This is a genomic window from Roseovarius sp. EL26 (genome assembly GCF_900327775.1).
In the GTDB taxonomy this organism is placed as follows: domain Bacteria; phylum Pseudomonadota; class Alphaproteobacteria; order Rhodobacterales; family Rhodobacteraceae; genus Roseovarius.
Genome location: NZ_OUMZ01000007.1, coordinates 1,662,046 through 1,678,626, shown reverse-complemented (window position 1 = coordinate 1,678,626; position 16,581 = coordinate 1,662,046). Strand labels below are relative to the sequence as shown.

Sequence of the window (16,581 nt, the reverse complement as noted above, 5' to 3'; positions counted from 1 at the left end):
CATCAAGAGTGTCTTATTTTTAGATAATTCCCACACAGTATTGGTCAAGTTAATCGCGCTAAAAATAGGTGCAACTTTGATGCGAGTGCTGTGGCATGGATTAATGGGCTACCAGATAGATGTGGAGCGCCCGCAAATAAAAACCCCGGCACAGTGGCCGGGGGTTGCTTGGCAATCGTGGTGTGTTTAGGCCCCGCCGGGTTCAATCGTTTCGCAGGTGATCTTGCGGGCTTGCAAGCGTCGGCAGGCGAGTTGGGCGGTGTCCTCGGAGAGACCCATGAAGTTGGCGTCAAAGCCGGTGGGGCGGCGGACGACCTTGCGTAGGGATCCATCCAGTGTGGACATCTCGTTCAATGCGGTCTTCAGCAAAACGCTACGTGCTTTGTACTGGCTGGGGTAGCGGCCAACGTTGATACCCCAATTGCGCCCACCTGAGGTGGAGACGCGGGTGACAACCTCTTGGATGACCTCTTGTTCCTGCGCCGGTTCGGCCTTGGTCAGGATCAGACTTTTAGGCCGCAGAACTGGGCGCGGGGCTTCGGTGACGATGGCGCTGGCCAGTTGTGGTTCAGGTGCGCTTGTGCTGTCAGCTTTTGCCGCGGCTTCCTTGGCGGGCTCGACGGCAGTGGTTTCATTCTCTGTTGTTGCGGCTTGCGCGGCGAGAATTGCGGCTTCGATATCATCCTTGGGCGCCTGGGCCAGTTGCAAAGGTTGCGCGTCAGGCGCTGGCCGTGATTGCGGTCGCAGGCTTTTCTTGACCGCGGCAGCTGAGGCCAGACGGACGGTTTTACCGACGGCGCCCGTTGGGCCGCCTTTGAGCTTTCCCATATAGGCGGGCCTGCGCGGTTTATGCACGGCCACGCGGGTGGGCGCGCGTTTGAAGCCCATGTCGAGCAGTTCCGCCACGCGGGCGTTGCGAGTAGCTGTAGAGCGGCCACCAAAGACGGTGGCAATGATGCGTTCGCGGCCGCGTTCGGCGCTGGCTACAAGGTTGAAGCCCGCAGCGCGAGTGTAGCCGGTTTTGATACCATCTGCACCACGGTAGGAGCGCAGCATTTTACGGTTGGTGTGGTAAATCGTTTTACCTGCAGCTGAATCGCTGACCCGAGAGAAGATGTTATAATAGTCGGGGTAGTCGTAAAATACGTGGCGCCCCAGTGTGGTCATATCGCGTGCGGTCGACAGGTGACCGGATTCGGTCAGCCCATGTGCGTTTTTGAATGTGGTGCGGGTCATGCCCAATGCTTTGGCGGTGCGGTTCATCCGGCGGGCAAAGCGCGCCTCGGAGCCCTCGATTGCCTCACCCAGAGCGGTGGCAGCATCGTTGGCGGATTTGATCGCAGCGGCGCGAATCAAATAGCGCAGCTTGATCTTCTGGCCCGCACGCAGGCCGAGTTTGCTGGGAGGTTCACTTGCGGCATGTTTGGAAATCGTGACGGTGCTATCAAGGCTGATCTCACCATTCTCGACCGCCTCGAACACGATGTAGAGGGTCATCATCTTGGTGAGAGATGCCGGGTGAAGGCGGCTGTCGGCGTTGCGGGAGTGGAGAACCTCACCCGATCGTGCGTCTATAACCATGGCTGCATAGGGGGCGGCAATTGCGCTGAGTGGAAGCACCACCAGCATCCAAATCGTCGCCAATACCACCAATCCCAAGCGGATCGGCTGCGTGCTCCGCGTTTTCATGACTCTGCTCTTTTTCTGCCTCAGGCCGCCGGTTTCCGGCTGGCTCTTATTTATGAGGTCGAGCGTAGCACAGGATCTGTTTTGAAGAAAGTAATGATTTTCCGATGTTTACACAGTGTTGTTCATACGCCCTAGCAGGATGTAGTGGGTGGTGCATGGCGGGCTACTATATCGGTGAAAATTCGCTTACCTAGCGAGTGACCCATTATCGGATGATATTTGGACGGAATTTTATTTTGCGTTTTGCCTCTTGTGGCAAGTGGCGGTTCAACCGGCGGTTCACTGCCCCAAAAATGGCCAAAACGACGAGCGTCAGCAAGATGAAGTAGCCCGCCAGAATTGGGTAGGGGATGAACGGATTATAGGTCTTGTCAGCAAAGTAGTTGGCATAATAGAGCGCATCACCGCGTTGTTGCCATGTTGGGAAGCCGGAGAAGAAGACCAACGTTGTGGCGTGAAACAGAAAGATTGCTTCGTTGGTGTAGGCAGGCCAGGCCAGACGCAGCGTGGTGGGCCAGATGATGCGTTTGAAGCGTGGCCAGCCGGAAAACCCATAAGCATCAGCGGATTCAACATCACCCTTGGGGATGGAACGCAGGGCACCATAGAAGATTTCGCCCGAATAAGCGGAAGTATTGAGGAACAGCACGATCATTGCCCCCAACCAGGCGGCAGTGAAGGGGTCAAAGAAGGGATGCACAGACTTCAATGACAGGAACAGGAAGTAGGCAAAGAAGAACTGAATGAACAGCGGCGAGCCGCGGAACAGGAAGATGAACCATTCACTGCTTTTGCGGATGAGCCGGTTCTTGGAGCCTTTGCCCACGGCCACAGCGGTGGCAAGGAAAAAGCCGCAGATGAGGGCGAACACACCGAAGTAGATGTTCCAGATCATGCCAGAGCCGATCAAGACGAACTGTTCGCACAGGGTAATGTCGGCCTTGGGCAGGCCGCGTTCGCCAATGCCCAGAGAGCGCAGGCCGTAGTCTTGGATGGTTTGCCAGCAGCTCATGCCATGTCCCTCAATTTCATGCCTGAGCCTTTCTCTGGGCTTCGCCGCCGGTGGTGGCTTGTCCTTTGGTCAATTTGGTCATCAGACGTTCGAGGAAGACCTCGGACACGCGGGTGAAGATCAAATAGAAGACTAAGAGCGCAAAGAAGTACCACATGCGCCAGTCGCCATGCGGGTAATCGGTAAAGCGCGGGTTGGCGGTGCTGCCCAGCTCGCGCGCCCAATAGACGATGTCTTCGACCCCCAGCAGGAACAAAAGCGGCGTGGCCTTGATCAGCACCATCCACAGGTTCGACAGGCCGGGCAGGGCATAGACCCACATTTGCGGCACAAGGATGCGCCAGAAGGTCTGGCGGCGGTTCATGCCGTAAGCCTCGGCAGTTTCAAGCTGCGGGCGTGGTACAGCACGCATCGCGCCATAAAGGACGTTGGCGGCAAAGGCACCGAAAACGATGGCAAAGGTCAGGACCGCAAGGAAAAAGCCGTAGGTTTCGTGGATCCATTGCGGGGAATCGCCAAGGGGCAGTTTGGCGGCGTCACAAACTACAAAGTCACTGCCGCGCCGAATGGGTTCATCCCAGTCGGGGCATTTGACTTGATGTCGCATCCATTCAAAGCCCTGATCAAGGGCGATGACGAAAAACAGGAAAAAGGCAATATCTGGCACGCCGCGCACGACGGCAATGTATAGCTTGCCAATCCAACGGAGTGGCGCAATGCGGGACCGCGCGGACATCGCGCCGAAAAAGCCAAACAAGAGGGCCGTGGGAGCGGTGATCAGCAGTAAGGCCAGCACAACAAAGACCGACACATAAAGCGACATATGCTTGCCTGTTGTGAGATAACAGGAAAGCCATTGCAGTCCTTGCAACGTTTCGGGATCTGCGCAGTAGCTAAAAATCGCGGGCCTCGTGGAAATCTATCAAGCGTTGCCGGGGCAACGGAAAACCCGGTGCGCGGGGCGCACCGGGTTAAAGTGATCTTAGAACTGGGAGCTAACTTCCCATTTGGCGATCAGTTCGTTCAGGCTGCCATCGTCTTTCATTGACTTGATGGCGGCATCGAACTTGCCACGCAGGTCCGCGTCAGATTCGCGGAAGCCCATGCCAACACCACCGCCCAGTGGGACGTCAGGGCCAACGAGGCTCAGGTCAGCATCTTCAGCTGCGATTGGAGACAAGTAAGATTTGTCTGCCAGAACCGCGTCAGCTTCGCCGTTTCTGACGGCTGCGACAGTTTCTTCGGGCGTTGCAAACTCAACCAGTGTTGCGCCGCCTGCTGCGATGTGACCGGCTTGGATGGTGCCGGTTTGTGCGGCGACTACGCCACCTTCGAGATCAACACCTTCAGACAGTGCCAGATAGGCGGATGGATCTGGTGGGGTGTAGTTGTCGGAGAAGTCGATAACTTCGTCGCGCTCGTCGGTGATTGACATACCGGCGATGATTGCATCGTAGTTGCCGCTGACGAGGTTCGGGATGATCGAATCCCAATCGTTTGTGACCCACTCGCAGGTCAGCTCGGCGCGTGTGCAAAGCTCATCGCCCAGCTCGCGCTCAAATCCATCAACTTCGCCATCGTCGTTGAGGAAGTTCCAAGGTGCATAAGCGCCTTCGGTGCCCAGACGAACAACGTCGCCCGCAAAAGCAGCACTGGCAGAGATCGCCAGAGCCGCGGTGGTCAGCAACAGTTTTTTCATGATTTACTCCCTAAGTTTTAACTGTGTTTATTAGTCGACGGCCATTGTGGAGCTGAGAAAGCCCCGCAGCCGTTCGGATTTGGGCGCGCCAAAGAGGGTCTCGGGTGCACCTTCTTCTTCGATCAGGCCCTGATGTAGGAACACAACGTGGTCCGACACATCATTGGCCATTTTCATATCGTGGGTCACAATCATCATGGTGCGGCCCTCTGCGGCCAGATCTTTGATGACTTTGACAACTTCTTGTTCCAGCTCGGGATCAAGCGCTGAGGTCGGCTCATCAAACAACAATGCCTCAGGCTCCATCGCCAAGGCGCGGGCAATGGCCGCGCGCTGTTGTTGGCCGCCAGACAATTGCGCCGGATAGACATCGCATTTGTCGCCAATGCCAACCTTATCCAAATAATGACGTGCCTTTTCCTCGACCTCTTCGCGGTTGCGGCCCAGCACGGTCACCGGGGCCTCCATCACATTTTGCAAGATGCTCATGTGGGCCCAGAGGTTAAACTGCTGGAACACCATCGACAGATTGGTACGGATGCGCAGGATTTGTTTGGGGTCGGCAGGGTGGCGGCCTAAACCTTGGCCTTTCCATTTCACTGGTTCGCCCTTGAACAAGATATCGCCTTGCTGACTGTCTTCGAGCAGGTTGGCGCAGCGCAAAATAGTGGATTTACCTGAACCAGAGGAGCCGATCAGCGATACAACGTCGCCGCGATGTGCCGAGATGTCTACGCCCTTGATCACCTCCAAAGCGCCGTATGCTTTGTGCAGGTTGCGGATTTCGATGACGGGAGTGCTGTCTGTCAAGGCAGGTTCCGTTTTGTTGTTTCAGTCCTGTTAGGCTCGACAATAGGGACGAAAAAAAGTGGTAATGCAACTTGCAAAACGAACATATCCACGGGTTTTTCTGCAATTTGACGTAAGGTCAGTGCAAAACGGAAGTTTTGCCTTGTTGGAATGGCCCTAAGGTGCCGCATAGCGTGAATTGAGAGTGGCGAGGGTGTGGTTGGGTTGAATGGTGAGTTAGGCCGGGGGCGCGGCCGGGTTTGGGATCGTCAAATACTGTGCGGCAGGAATTCTGGTTATACCTTTGATCGCAAGCGTGTTCCGATCCTCAGGCGAAAGTGCAGCAATCGCCTGTGTCATGGCGTTGAACAGAGGTTCTGGATTCTGTGTCTTGGCCGTAATGTAAGGCAAAACCGGCGTGGGGGTGGTATGTTCGACCACTTTAAGGTTGGTCGCAAAATCATCATGGCGCTGCATCAGTTTCCAGCTGAGCGCATCTAAAGAGGCGCAATCGGCCTGTCCCTCGGCCACCATTCTGGCCGAATTGCGGTGTGCGCCGGATTGGATGGGATTGGTGAAGGTGAAGCCGTTTAGAGTTGCATGATTCTGTGGCGCGGCCCAACCGCTTTGGGACAGGGCTTCGTTATAGGCAAATCGGGCCCCGGCGAAGTCTTTGGGCGCGTCGCGCGGATCATCGGCGCGGGCAACGATGACACTATAGTAATGCCCATCTGGGCAATCATGCAGGTCATAGACCGGCGTGCCAACAAGGGTGACCTTGTCATGCAGCCGTGCGCGAAAAGGGTAGCCGCAGGTCTGAGCCAAGATCAGATTAGGGCTGAGCCAGTGATCCCATACGTCGCCGTCGCGGGTAAGTATTTCGGGGCCTCGCCCCAATGCGGTGCGGATGGCGGCCCAGAGTCGGTCATTGCTGGCCGCCGTTTCCGGGCGGTCATACATCGACAGGCTGGCGATCATCTACTTGGCCACGCGTTGCCGGGCCATGGCACTGTCAACGTCATTCACCCCCAGAAAGGAGCTGGCCATGCGCACTATGGCATCTTCATCCTGATCACGGGAACCGTCAGCGAGGGCAACTGCCCACAGTGCTTCGATTACGCCGATGCGGTGCTCATAAGGCACAGAATCCTTAATCGCGCGGGTAAAGCGCACGGTGTCAGGTGCTTCGGATTCCAGTGTTTCAGCCTGCGCGCGCAATTGGCTTGCTGCTGTGGCATCTAACCCATAGCGGTTGGTGCTGATGCGGTCGATGCGGGCAATCTCGGCTGCGGAATAGTCGCCATCAGTGCGGGCAATGCGCACCAACAGGGCCGTTAACGCGAGGCGCGCATCGCCATCATCAAGTGGTTTCGGGTCGGGCTGGGTCAGTGATTTGAGGAAATTGCTAAACATGATGTCCGATATAGGTGTGAAGGATTGGATTGACCACGTGTCTAATGGCCTTTGGCGGCGACGCGGGCGCTTGCGCATTGTTCGGCACTGAGCCCCAGATCAACGCGGGCGTGCTCCATCACCTCCAGCTCTTCGGGGGTGCGCTTGCCGTCGGCCATGGCGACCTTCCACATTGCCTCTAGCGCGGCGATACGGCTGTCTTCGCTGACCGTTTCACGGATCATATGAGCAAAGTCATCGCTACCAGGGGCCTGCTTAGCCAGTTTTTCGCAAGTGGCGCGCATTTTGGCGGCCTCTACGGGTTTGAGGCCGTAAAACTGCCCCAGCAAATGATCGATCTCGCTGATCTCGGTCAGGTGGTATACTTTGTCAGATAATGCCACGCGTACCATCAAGGCCCCAAGCGCGAGTTTCTCATCGGGCTCTGGCAGAGGTTCGGCTGTCGCGGCACCTGTAAAAGCCTGTTTCAACCGGGTTAGAAATGCTGTCGTTTCCATGGTGCTCCTCCCTCAATCATCGTAGCCTTCGACGATCATGATGTCCCCGGTGGAAATCGGATCGCGCAGGTCTTTCGCCAATTGATAGCCTGTACTGTCGTAGCAGTCCAATGCCGCCTGATAGCTCGGAAACTCGATTACGACGGTGCGAGCGCGAGACTGCCCTTCTTTGATCTCTTGTTGTCCACCGCGGATCAGGAAACGCGCGCCATATTCGGCGAAGGGGGCTGCGTTGGCCTCTTTGTATTTCTCATAGGCCTGCACGTCTTCAATATCAACGTGACCCACCCAGTACCCTTTTGGCATCGATCCCTCCGGTTCTGTTTGTACATATTGTGGGGAAGGACTTTGTGATTGGCAATCGTCAACAGTTGTTTCCGAAAAAACTGTTTCCAAAATACTGGCAATCGCCAAACGCCCGTCACATTTGCACCCAAGATTTTGCGCTTTCTTTGCCGAAGTTCACCAAGAGTTGCGTAAATCAGCAGCAAAATGAAAGATTTGGGAGTGTCACATGCAGTCATTCGAGCGTTTCAATTGGGCGGAGGCCTCCCCTGATGAGCAACTGGAAATGCTACGTAAAGCGAGCCCGAGACAATTGCGTTCTTTGGCGCGACGCTACGACTGGAAGACCTATCCTGAAACAGTTCTGAGCTGGGTCATGTCACAGCGTTGTATCGATTTAGGCACGGCTGTGACGGTGTTTTTTAACGGCGAACCAGAGCGGTTTAACTACATCCCAAAACGTGATCTGCCTAAGGGCTTTCATCGGACGGTGCGCGTGCTGGATAACATCATGCTGCGGATGAATAGCGGATACTACCATATGCAGCCAAGTAAGCCGATGCCGGTTGATGACAGGTTGGAATGGTGGATGGATAATCAGGCGCAGGATCAGCTCGAACGGAGGCGTGGACGCTGGGAAGTGGAAAATTCGGTAATCCGCCAGCTTGAAGCGCAAAGCTGTGCCGTTGTCATTGACGCTGATGGTGAAGCACAAGAGCAAAAAAATCTGCAGTCTGCGCTGCGCAGATCCGCCAATCCAGTTCAGGCGTTCAAAGAGCGCGTGAATCTGTAGCAGGTTTTACACTATTCAAATTGTTGAAATGTAAAACGCAGGTAATCGTCCGATTACCTGCGTTTGTTTTGTTTGATCGATGTTTGCTGCGGAGCAGGTTCAGACCAGTCGCGATGTTTCCACCGCGGCGCGCACGAAGTCAGCAAAGAGCGGGTGCGGTGCAAAAGGTTTGGATTTAAGTTCGGGATGGAACTGAACCCCGATGAACCACGGGTGGTCTTCCCATTCCACGATTTCCGGTAGGCGGCCATCGGGGGACATGCCTGAGAACTTGAGCCCACATTCTTCAAGCTGCTTGCGGTATTTTACATCAACTTCATAGCGGTGGCGGTGGCGTTCATCGATAGCGGTGGTGCCGTAGGCCTGCGCAACTTTGGAGCCTTCTTCCAGCGTGGCGTTGTAAGCGCCAAGGCGCATGGTGCCGCCTTTGTCATCCGAGACCTTACGTTTGACCTTTTGATTGCCTTGCACCCACTCTTTGAGGTGGTAAACAACGGGTGTAAAACGTTTTTGCCCGGCTTCGTGGTCAAACTCTTCTGATCCAGCGTCGGTCAGACCGGCCTTGTTGCGGGCCGCTTCAATAACAGCCATTTGCATGCCCAGGCAGATACCCAGATAGGGGATGTTCTGCTCGCGTGCGAATTGTGCGGCTTTGATCTTGCCCTCAGTGCCGCGCTCGCCAAAACCGCCGGGCACCAGAATGGCGTGGAAACCCTGTAGGTGGGGGGCCGGGTCTTCGGTATCAAAGACCTCGGCGTCGACCCATTCGACCTTGACCTTGACGCGATTGGCCATGCCACCATGGGTCAGGGCCTCTTTGACTGACTTATAGGCATCCTCAAGCTGGACGTATTTGCCAACGATGGCGATCTTGACTTCACCCTCGGCGTTTTGGACGCGGTCGATTACGTCATGCCATTCGCTGAGATCGGGGCGCGGAGCAGGGGCAATACCAAAGGCATCCAGCACGGCCTGATCCAGACCTTCATGGTGATAGGCCAGTGGAGCCTCGTAAATTGATTTCAGATCATAGGCGGCAACGACGCATTCCTTGCGCACGTTACAGAACAGGGCGATCTTTTCTCGCTCTTTTTCCGGGATCGGCTGTTCTGAGCGGCAGACCAGAACGTCGGGTGCGATACCTATGGATTGTAGTTCTTTAACCGAGTGTTGGGTCGGTTTGGTCTTAAGTTCGCCACTGGCCGCGAGCCATGGAAGCAAGGTCAGGTGCATGAAAATGCATTCACCACGCGGGCGGTCATGGGAAAATTGGCGGATCGCCTCGAAAAACGGCAGTCCTTCGATGTCACCGACGGTGCCACCGATTTCGCAGAGCATGAAATCAACCTCGTCATCACCAATCGTGAGAAAATCTTTGATTTCGTTGGTGACATGGGGAACCACCTGAATGGTTTTCCCCAGATAATCGCCACGACGTTCGCGTTCCAGCACGTTGGAATAGATGCGACCCGAACTGACTGAGTCGGTCATCCTGGCAGGCACCCCAGTGAAGCGCTCGTAATGACCCAAATCGAGATCCGTTTCGGCGCCATCATCGGTAATGAACACTTCGCCGTGCTCAAAAGGGGACATCGTACCGGGATCCACATTAAGGTAGGGGTCAAGTTTGCGAAGCCGCACGCTATAGCCGCGGGCTTGAAGCAATGCACCCAAAGCCGCAGAGGCCAAGCCTTTGCCGAGAGAAGAAACCACACCGCCTGTAATGAAAATATAACGTGCCATAGTTTGGCATCTCCCGTGTTTTGAGCCAGCGATTTACGCCTGTTTCGAGTCCTGAAAATACCAAAAATGGCCTCAGTACCACGGGACTCGATCTATAAAGGATTCGCGCGAAATGCGCAAGGCAACCGCAACATGATGTTGCGGTTTGCCAAAATTTCTCTAACCGTTGTGGTTAATCGGCTGTAGGTGTTAGCGGCGCGGAATCGTCTGCGGTCGGTGGCAGCAGGCTGTCACCGGCGTCAGGCAGCTCTGGCGCAGGGGCAGATTTAGCTGGAGGTGCATCTGTGATGCGGTCCAGAACCGAGCTGCCACTCGAGTTTTTCGCAGCAATGATTGTCAACGCAACAGAAGTGGCGAAAATGGCAAAGCCCAGAACCCACGTCACTTTTCCCAGTGCGGTCGCCGCTGAGCGTCCAGCCACGGCACCACCGCCGCCACCGCCCATACCCAGGCCACCACCTTCGGAACGTTGCAAAAGCACGACGCCAATCAGCGCGAGTGTCAGAAGAAGGTGGATAAGAAGAATGACGTTTTCCATCGAAAGGCGGCCTGTCAGAAACTGTGGATCAGGGGGCTATCTATGCAATTTGCGCGCCCCCCGCAACCCGGCAATGTGAGGGATTATCGCATCATCCAAAAGAATGGCATTTGCACGATCTTTCCGTTCGCAGTGAATTAGCGGTTTCGCTAGTTCGCACAGGCCGCTATACCGGCGCGGGTTTTGACCAAATGCCGAAAGGATCATCATGGCAAATGTCGTCGTCGTAGGCGCCCAGTGGGGTGACGAAGGAAAAGGCAAGATTGTGGACTGGCTGTCTGAGCGTGCGGATGTGATTGCGCGCTTTCAGGGGGGGCACAACGCAGGCCACACATTGGTGATTGACGGTAAGGTTTACAAGCTGAATGCGCTGCCTTCGGGCGTTGTGCGCGGCGGTAAGCTGAGCGTCATCGGCAACGGTGTGGTGCTGGATCCCTGGCATCTGGTGAAAGAGATTGAATCGATCCGGGCGCAGGGTGTTGATATTTCGCCAGAGACACTGATGGTCGCTGAAAACACGCCACTGATTCTACCGATTCACGGCGAGCTGGACCGCGCCCGTGAAGAGGCGGCCAGCAAAGGCACCAAAATTGGCACCACTGGCCGGGGTATTGGCCCCGCGTATGAAGACAAAGTTGGCCGTCGTTCTGTCCGGGTGGCTGATCTGGCGGATCGTGCGACATTGGAAGCCCGCGTTGATCGTGCGTTGCAGCACCATGATCCGCTGCGCAAAGGTCTGGGGATCGAGGCGATTGATCGTGATGCGCTGATTGAACAGCTTGCCGCGATTGCGCCGGAAATCCTGCAATACGCCGCCCCTGTGTGGAAGGTGATGAACGAAAAACGCAAAGCGGGCAAACGCATCTTGTTTGAAGGCGCGCAGGGCGCGTTGCTGGATATTGATTTTGGCACCTATCCGTTTGTGACATCATCCAACGTGATTGCAGGCCAAGCGGCCACTGGTGTTGGCATGGGCCCCGGGGCGATTGATTTCGTGCTGGGCATTGTCAAAGCCTACACCACCCGCGTAGGCGAAGGCCCGTTCCCGACAGAGCTGGATGATGACGATGGTCACCGTTTGGGCACCCGTGGTCATGAGTTTGGCACTGTGACTGGTCGTAAGCGCCGTTGTGGTTGGTTTGATGCCGTCCTTGTACGCCAGACCTGTGCGACATCTGGTGTCAGCGGTATTTCCTTTACCAAGCTGGACGTGCTGGACGGGTTTGAGACACTGAAAATCTGTGTGGCCTATGAGTTGGACGGCAAACGCCTAGATTACCTCCCAACAGCGGCTGAAGAGCAGGCACGTTGCACGCCGATCTACGAGGAAATGCCCGGTTGGAGCGAATCGACTGAAGGCGCGCGCAGCTGGGCCGATCTGCCAGCCAATGCGATCAAATATGTACGCCGGGTGGAAGAGCTGATCAGCTGTCCGGTGGCATTGCTGTCGACCAGCCCGGAGCGGGATGACACCATTCTGGTGACTGACCCGTTTGCTGACTGATGGCAGATAAAAAATCTGAACAAACTAAACCGGGCCTGAGCTATAAGGCCCGGCGGCGATGGTCGCTATTCATTCTTCTGATTGGAATGCCGGTGTATATCATCACCGCCGTAACGATCGTGAACATGCTGGAGCGACCTTCGATATTGGTCGAGCTGCTGGTATATGTCGGGTTGGGGATTGTCTGGATTTTGCCGTTCAAAAAGGTGTTTTTGGGGGTCGGTCAGGCTGATCCGGATGCCCATCGAGGCGACTAACGCGATCACCTGTGCCGTCATGTGATCATATGTTGTATCTTGCGCGATTTGGCACAGGTTTTAAGCTTGGGGCATGGATCTCGGCCGTTTTTTGATATTATCATTAATATTGACCCAAGGGCTTTGGGTCGCTTCAAAAGCGATCCAGTTGCCGCCACCGAAAGGGGCGAAATCCGGAGTGGTGGGGCAGGGGCGACCTCTGAGACTTTTCATTGTTGGGGACAGCTCTGCCGAGGGGGTCGGAGTATCGCATCAAAAGGCGGCTTTGTCCGGGCGCACGGTTGACCGGCTGGCGCGGGATTTCGAAGTGCATTGGCGTGTGGTTGCAAAATCCGGTGCGACAGCGGGCGATACGGTTGAACGGTTAAAATCATCTGAGGCTGAAACTTTCGATGTGGCGATCACGGTGCTGGGGGTGAATGATACTAAAAATGGTATCGGATCTGCTGCTTGGCAGGCGCATTACCAAGAGGTGTTTGCGCTTCTGCAAGAGAAGTTCGAAGTGCGCCACATTCTGGCGTGTGGTTTGCCGCCATTGCAGGATTTTCCTTTGCTACCCAATCCATTGCGGGGTGTTCTAGACCGGAGAGCGCGTCGTTTTGAGGCGCTGCTGCTCAGAATGATTGCCGCGAATGAGCGGGCGGCGTTTTTACCGATGCCACCGCGTTTGGATCCATCCAAGATGGCGGAAGACGGGTTTCACCCAGGGCCAGAAATTTATGATGAATGGGGAGCGAGGGCAGCTGCTGCGATTGAAGCGATGCTGCGCTAGGCGTCGGTATTGCAGCCGTCTTTCAGGGTGACCCAGATCAGGTCAATTGGATCTTTGCCAATGTTAACAGACTCGTGGTCTTCATCCAGTGTCACAGGGCCGTACCAGCCAATAGAGCCAGCCGAGTAGGAGCCGGTGCTGGTCTGGCCCCCAAACCGGGACTTCCAGTGGGCATCGGTCAGGTGAATGTAGAGCTGATTGGCGGGATGAGCGTGGACGCCTTCCCATTGACCTGGCGGGAAGGTGAAGCGTTGTACAACGACGTAATCGTTTTCCAGCAGCAGCGAGCCGGAGATGTTGGGGTAGGTTTGCAAACAAGCGCCGCGGTCGCCGTGCGTCTTATATGTTTGGTGGATCCAGAATCCGGATGCACCAATGGCGATACCCGCGAGTAGGCCTGAGAAAAAGGTGGTTTTAGATATGGGCATTGCCTCTGGTTTGTATGCAATCACATCAACTAAAGGAAATCAGTAATGGGTCAAAATCCGCTATAATGTGTGCTTAGATTGGGAGATTCAGAATACTGAAGCTGGATTTATTTCTGAGCGGTTACGATGACGTAGTTGCCCAAATACGCCGAAAAACTTGGAGCGTTCTTGTCGCAATAATTAAAGAATGCCCAAACCCATTTTCCCGGCCCAGAGTATTCTGACACCTTTTGGTTAAAGTGTGTTGATGCGATGCTGGCGTTGAACACTTGAACATTCGCACATTGTTCAAGCTTTTGATGGTACCAACTTAATTTGGCTGGGTTGTACGGAATTGGAGAGGGCCCCTTTAGCTTACGGGCCCATTTAGACAAGATCGGCATGTCAGCAACCACGCGAATCATCAGGCGCATCGGAAACAGAATAGGTCTGGGATTAGCTGTCGCGATGATCAGGCGTCCATTTGGGCGAAGTACCCTGAGCATTTCGCTGATTGCCGCGCTTTGTGATGCACGGTCTTCGATGTGATAAAGCATATGAGCAGAGTATACGACGTCGAAAACCTCATCTTTAAAGGGGAGGGCAACGGCGTCGGCTTCAACGAATTCAGCCTTTATTTTATCGCCGGCCAATTTTTTTTCAGCCACTTTCAATCCCTCTGACGAGAAATCGGTCCCTGAATATTTGTCAAAGACACGAGCGATCCGAAGTTCTGGCGAGCCCCCGCAACCAACCTCTATCACGTTGGATTTGTCGGCATCTTCTAGCAACGCGTTTATTCGATCCCATTTCCGTTCAAACATTTCCTTACGGAGAGGACCGTCCTCTTTAACGCCAAACAGCTCACCATCTACAGTTTTTCCGGTATCAGCGGATTGCCATCCCTCGGTGTTATAGAAATCTTTTGTTTTCTCTGTGCCTTTTATTTCCATCAACGAATCGCCTTAACTAAAAATTGTTAAGGAATATTATAGGGCTGATTGTCGCAGATTGAAAATTTCCCCAAGTGTACATGCGGAAAACCTAAGCATGGATTGGCTCAGAGCAGGTGGCCGGATTTGCTGGCTTTGGTTTTGAGGTAATTTGTATTGTGAGGGTTTTCGCCTACTTTCAGTGGTACCCGTTCGGTCACATCGACGCCATTTTGCTGCATCATCGCGATCTTACCGGGGTTGTTCGTCAGAAGGCGGACTGATGAGAACCCCATGCGTTTGAGAATCTCGGCACCGATGCGGAAGTCACGCTCGTCATCTTCAAAACCCAGCCGGTGGTTGGCTTCAACGGTGTCAAACCCTTGATCTTGCAAACTGTAGGCGCGCATTTTGTTGGCAAGGCCAATGCCGCGGCCTTCTTGGTTGAGATAGAGCAGCACGCCTGCGCCCTCAGTCCCCATTTGTGCAAGAGCGCCGCGGAGTTGCGGGCCGCAGTCGCACTTCAACGACCCCATCAGGTCGCCAGTGAAACAGGCCGAATGTAGCCGTGCCAGAACAGGCTTTTCGCGTGATGGCGTGCCGATCTCGATCGCATAGTGTTCTTCGCCGCCATCTTCGGGGCGGAAAATGTGAAGCTGGCCCGCCTCGGATACCATCAAGGGCAGGCGTGCGTTGACAACAGGATGCAGCGGGCTGGTATGCGAGAGTAGATTGGCGGCTGGTTTCTCGAGCAAAGTGGTCAGGTGATGGGTTTTGGCAAAATTATTTGGATCGGGAAGGCTGAGCACCAATGCCGCTGGCAAAAGGCGTGCAGATTTAACCACCTTGAGGGCGAGCCGGTGCAGATCGGCGGAGCCGTCACGCTGAGTGATTAATGGGCCTTTCATCGGGGTTTTGAGGTCATCTGCCGGATCTGCGATGCCAAGCACCCAGTTAAGCCGTGCATCGCAGGGCAACGTAACCCGGGCCAGATCACCATCATAGGCGCGGGCTTTTAGGGTTTCGGCGCGCCGTGCGCTGATCACGATCACAGGCTGCCCGCCAAGAGCTTGCAGATTGGTCAGGCGTTGCGCGTCCAATGTTTCGGCGGCCAGAATCAACACAGCCTCGTCTTCGTTTTTGATTACGATTGGGACCCCCATGCGCAGATCGGCGCGGGCACGGGCCAGAATTTCAGTCATGTCGGGGGCAAAGCTCATCCCGGTCCTGTCCTGTTTTGGTGATACAAGGCCTGTGGGGGCGTGTAACACAATGAAATAAATGTACCGATCGTTACACGTGGGCGTGATTTGTCTGTCACAGACCTTGCCGGATCGGTTTGCATGTCTCATCTGTTTACAAACAAATGCTAGGATGGTCGATATGGGACAGCTCAAGAAAATCTTACTTGTCGATGATGACGAGGATCTGCGCGAAGCGTTGAGTGAACAATTGGTGATGACCGAGGATTTCGACGTCTTTGAGGCCGGTAATGGGTCTGAGGCGATGGTGAAAGCCAAGGACGCCATTTATGATCTGGTCATTCTGGATGTTGGTCTGCCCGATACAGATGGTCGCGAATTGTGCCGCCTGATGCGCAAGCAGGGCGTGAAGGCCCCGGTGATGATGCTGACTGGCCATGATGGTGACGCCGATACAATTTTGGGTCTGGACGCAGGCGCAAATGATTATGTGACAAAACCGTTTAAATTTCCGGTTCTGTTGGCTCGGATCCGGGCGCAGTTGCGTCAGCATGAGCAATCTGAGGACGCGGTGTTCCAGCTGGGGCCCTATACGTTCAAGCCGGCAATGAAGATGCTGCTCACCGAAGATGAGCGCAAAATCCGCCTGACGGAGAAGGAAACCAACATTCTGAAGTTTCTGTACCGTTCTACCGAGGGTGTGGTGGCGCGTGATGTGTTGCTGCATGAGGTCTGGGGATACAATGCTGGTGTGACCACGCATACGCTGGAAACGCACATCTATCGGTTGAGACAGAAAATTGAACCCGATCCATCGAATGCGCGTCTTTTGGTGACGGAATCCGGTGGATACCGACTGTTGGCCTAAAGCCACAGTTGGCGCGCTGACGGATACCAACCTTTTACAAAAGGCCCAAAGTGTGTATGCTATACTTTAGTACAGTTTTGTACTTTACCTCCCTGTTGGACTGACCTCGGCAAGTAGCCGAGGTCTTTTTTTCGTTTCGAAACAAGCGCCTTGTATTTCGTCAAGATTTAGCCGATCTGGG

19 protein-coding genes are annotated in these 16,581 nt (G+C 54.8%); 5 read left to right on the top strand and 14 right to left on the bottom strand.

The window, feature by feature from the left end:
• Window positions 1-186 precede the first annotated feature (186 nt).
• The 9 genes from D9A02_RS16095 to D9A02_RS16055 form a co-directional block, all read right to left on the bottom strand.
• A complete protein-coding gene (locus D9A02_RS16095) occupies window positions 187-1,689 on the bottom strand; it encodes a D-alanyl-D-alanine carboxypeptidase family protein (RefSeq protein ID WP_162933106.1) in 1,503 nt (500 codons plus the stop codon).
• Window positions 1,690-1,894: 205 nt separating this feature from the next.
• Window positions 1,895-2,701, bottom strand: a complete 807-nt coding sequence (locus tag D9A02_RS16090) for an ABC transporter permease (protein ID WP_120501910.1) — start codon at window positions 2,699-2,701, stop codon at window positions 1,895-1,897.
• Window positions 2,702-2,717: 16 nt separating this feature from the next.
• The gene (locus D9A02_RS16085; RefSeq protein WP_120501909.1) at window positions 2,718-3,602 is read right to left on the bottom strand and encodes an ABC transporter permease; all 885 of its coding nucleotides are present in this window, start codon (window positions 3,600-3,602) and stop codon (window positions 2,718-2,720) included.
• A gap of 81 nt (window positions 3,603-3,683) precedes the next feature.
• Complete coding sequence (locus D9A02_RS16080; protein ID WP_120501908.1) at window positions 3,684-4,400, bottom strand: transporter substrate-binding domain-containing protein; 717 nt, start codon at window positions 4,398-4,400, stop codon at window positions 3,684-3,686.
• 30 nt (window positions 4,401-4,430) lie between these two features.
• Complete coding sequence (locus D9A02_RS16075; protein ID WP_120501907.1) at window positions 4,431-5,210, bottom strand: ABC transporter ATP-binding protein; 780 nt, start codon at window positions 5,208-5,210, stop codon at window positions 4,431-4,433.
• 216 nt (window positions 5,211-5,426) lie between these two features.
• Window positions 5,427-6,167: a phosphate/phosphite/phosphonate ABC transporter substrate-binding protein gene (locus tag D9A02_RS16070; RefSeq protein ID WP_120501906.1), complete on the bottom strand. Its 741-nt coding sequence runs from the start codon at window positions 6,165-6,167 to the stop codon at window positions 5,427-5,429.
• Entirely contained in the window at window positions 6,168-6,602 is a 435-nt protein-coding gene (locus tag D9A02_RS16065; RefSeq protein ID WP_120501905.1) for a TerB family tellurite resistance protein, read from the bottom strand. It abuts the gene before it with no gap.
• Window positions 6,603-6,643: 41 nt separating this feature from the next.
• Entirely contained in the window at window positions 6,644-7,099 is a 456-nt protein-coding gene (locus D9A02_RS16060) for a TerB family tellurite resistance protein (RefSeq protein ID WP_120501904.1), read from the bottom strand.
• 12 nt (window positions 7,100-7,111) lie between these two features.
• Window positions 7,112-7,405, bottom strand: coding sequence for a DUF1330 domain-containing protein (locus tag D9A02_RS16055; RefSeq protein WP_120502579.1), 294 nt, complete (start codon window positions 7,403-7,405; stop codon window positions 7,112-7,114).
• A 208-nt stretch (window positions 7,406-7,613) separates the two neighbouring features.
• On the opposite strand from D9A02_RS16055, the gene D9A02_RS16050 reads away from it, so the two are divergent.
• On the top strand, window positions 7,614-8,177 hold the full coding sequence (locus D9A02_RS16050) for a hypothetical protein (RefSeq protein WP_120501903.1): 564 nt from the start codon (window positions 7,614-7,616) through the stop codon (window positions 8,175-8,177).
• Window positions 8,178-8,276: 99 nt separating this feature from the next.
• On the opposite strand, the gene D9A02_RS16045 is transcribed toward D9A02_RS16050, so the two are convergent.
• Both D9A02_RS16045 and secG read right to left on the bottom strand, forming a co-directional pair.
• Window positions 8,277-9,920, bottom strand: coding sequence for a CTP synthase (locus D9A02_RS16045; protein WP_120501902.1), 1,644 nt, complete (start codon window positions 9,918-9,920; stop codon window positions 8,277-8,279).
• Window positions 9,921-10,092: 172 nt separating this feature from the next.
• Window positions 10,093-10,458, bottom strand: coding sequence for a preprotein translocase subunit SecG (gene secG, locus D9A02_RS16040; protein ID WP_120501901.1), 366 nt, complete (start codon window positions 10,456-10,458; stop codon window positions 10,093-10,095).
• A gap of 208 nt (window positions 10,459-10,666) precedes the next feature.
• On the opposite strand from secG, the gene D9A02_RS16035 reads away from it, so the two are divergent.
• From D9A02_RS16035 to D9A02_RS16025, 3 genes are all read left to right on the top strand, one after another.
• Window positions 10,667-11,962 carry an adenylosuccinate synthase gene (locus D9A02_RS16035; RefSeq protein WP_120501900.1) on the top strand — a complete coding sequence of 432 codons (1,296 nt, stop codon included), beginning with the start codon at window positions 10,667-10,669 and terminating at the stop codon, window positions 11,960-11,962.
• Window positions 11,962-12,219: a DUF2842 domain-containing protein gene (locus D9A02_RS16030; RefSeq protein WP_120501899.1), complete on the top strand. Its 258-nt coding sequence runs from the start codon at window positions 11,962-11,964 to the stop codon at window positions 12,217-12,219. Before D9A02_RS16035 ends, D9A02_RS16030 begins: the two co-directional genes overlap by 1 nt.
• A gap of 148 nt (window positions 12,220-12,367) precedes the next feature.
• The gene (locus D9A02_RS16025) at window positions 12,368-12,991 is read left to right on the top strand and encodes an SGNH/GDSL hydrolase family protein (RefSeq protein WP_162933105.1); all 624 of its coding nucleotides are present in this window, start codon (window positions 12,368-12,370) and stop codon (window positions 12,989-12,991) included.
• Here the strand turns inward: D9A02_RS16025 and D9A02_RS16020 are convergent.
• The 3 genes from D9A02_RS16020 to ribA all read right to left on the bottom strand — a co-directional run bounded on the left by D9A02_RS16020 (window position 12,988) and on the right by ribA (window position 15,550).
• Window positions 12,988-13,419, bottom strand: coding sequence for a hypothetical protein (locus D9A02_RS16020; RefSeq protein WP_162933104.1), 432 nt, complete (start codon window positions 13,417-13,419; stop codon window positions 12,988-12,990). The genes D9A02_RS16025 and D9A02_RS16020 overlap by 4 nt on opposite strands.
• 107 nt (window positions 13,420-13,526) lie before the next feature.
• A complete protein-coding gene (locus D9A02_RS16015) occupies window positions 13,527-14,351 on the bottom strand; it encodes a class I SAM-dependent methyltransferase (RefSeq protein ID WP_120501896.1) in 825 nt (274 codons plus the stop codon).
• A 107-nt stretch (window positions 14,352-14,458) separates the two neighbouring features.
• Window positions 14,459-15,550, bottom strand: coding sequence for a GTP cyclohydrolase II (ribA, locus tag D9A02_RS16010; protein ID WP_120501895.1), 1,092 nt, complete (start codon window positions 15,548-15,550; stop codon window positions 14,459-14,461).
• 163 nt (window positions 15,551-15,713) lie between these two features.
• Between ribA and D9A02_RS16005 the strand changes: the two genes are divergently transcribed.
• Window positions 15,714-16,400 carry a response regulator transcription factor gene (locus tag D9A02_RS16005; RefSeq protein ID WP_120502578.1) on the top strand — a complete coding sequence of 229 codons (687 nt, stop codon included), beginning with the start codon at window positions 15,714-15,716 and terminating at the stop codon, window positions 16,398-16,400.
• Window positions 16,401-16,581 lie beyond the last annotated feature (181 nt).

Bases quoted from the DNA above. Each gene is read 5' to 3' on its own strand.
- D9A02_RS16095 (WP_162933106.1), bottom strand. From the start codon at position 1,689: ATGAAAACGCGGAGCACGCAGCCGATCCGCTTGGGATTGGTGGTATTG.
- D9A02_RS16090 (WP_120501910.1), bottom strand. From the start codon at position 2,701: ATGAGCTGCTGGCAAACCATCCAAGACTACGGCCTGCGCTCTCTGGGC.
- D9A02_RS16080 (WP_120501908.1), bottom strand. From the start codon at position 4,400: ATGAAAAAACTGTTGCTGACCACCGCGGCTCTGGCGATCTCTGCCAGT.
- D9A02_RS16070 (WP_120501906.1), bottom strand. From the start codon at position 6,167: ATGATCGCCAGCCTGTCGATGTATGACCGCCCGGAAACGGCGGCCAGC.
- D9A02_RS16065 (WP_120501905.1), bottom strand. From the start codon at position 6,602: ATGTTTAGCAATTTCCTCAAATCACTGACCCAGCCCGACCCGAAACCA.
- D9A02_RS16060 (WP_120501904.1), bottom strand. From the start codon at position 7,099: ATGGAAACGACAGCATTTCTAACCCGGTTGAAACAGGCTTTTACAGGT.
- D9A02_RS16055 (WP_120502579.1), bottom strand. From the start codon at position 7,405: ATGCCAAAAGGGTACTGGGTGGGTCACGTTGATATTGAAGACGTGCAG.
- D9A02_RS16050 (WP_120501903.1), top strand. From the start codon at position 7,614: ATGCAGTCATTCGAGCGTTTCAATTGGGCGGAGGCCTCCCCTGATGAG.
- D9A02_RS16045 (WP_120501902.1), bottom strand. From the start codon at position 9,920: ATGGCACGTTATATTTTCATTACAGGCGGTGTGGTTTCTTCTCTCGGC.
- secG (WP_120501901.1), bottom strand. From the start codon at position 10,458: ATGGAAAACGTCATTCTTCTTATCCACCTTCTTCTGACACTCGCGCTG.
- D9A02_RS16035 (WP_120501900.1), top strand. From the start codon at position 10,667: ATGGCAAATGTCGTCGTCGTAGGCGCCCAGTGGGGTGACGAAGGAAAA.
- D9A02_RS16030 (WP_120501899.1), top strand. From the start codon at position 11,962: ATGGCAGATAAAAAATCTGAACAAACTAAACCGGGCCTGAGCTATAAG.
- D9A02_RS16020 (WP_162933104.1), bottom strand. From the start codon at position 13,419: ATGCCCATATCTAAAACCACCTTTTTCTCAGGCCTACTCGCGGGTATC.
- D9A02_RS16015 (WP_120501896.1), bottom strand. From the start codon at position 14,351: ATGGAAATAAAAGGCACAGAGAAAACAAAAGATTTCTATAACACCGAG.
- ribA (WP_120501895.1), bottom strand. From the start codon at position 15,550: ATGAGCTTTGCCCCCGACATGACTGAAATTCTGGCCCGTGCCCGCGCC.
- D9A02_RS16005 (WP_120502578.1), top strand. From the start codon at position 15,714: ATGGGACAGCTCAAGAAAATCTTACTTGTCGATGATGACGAGGATCTG.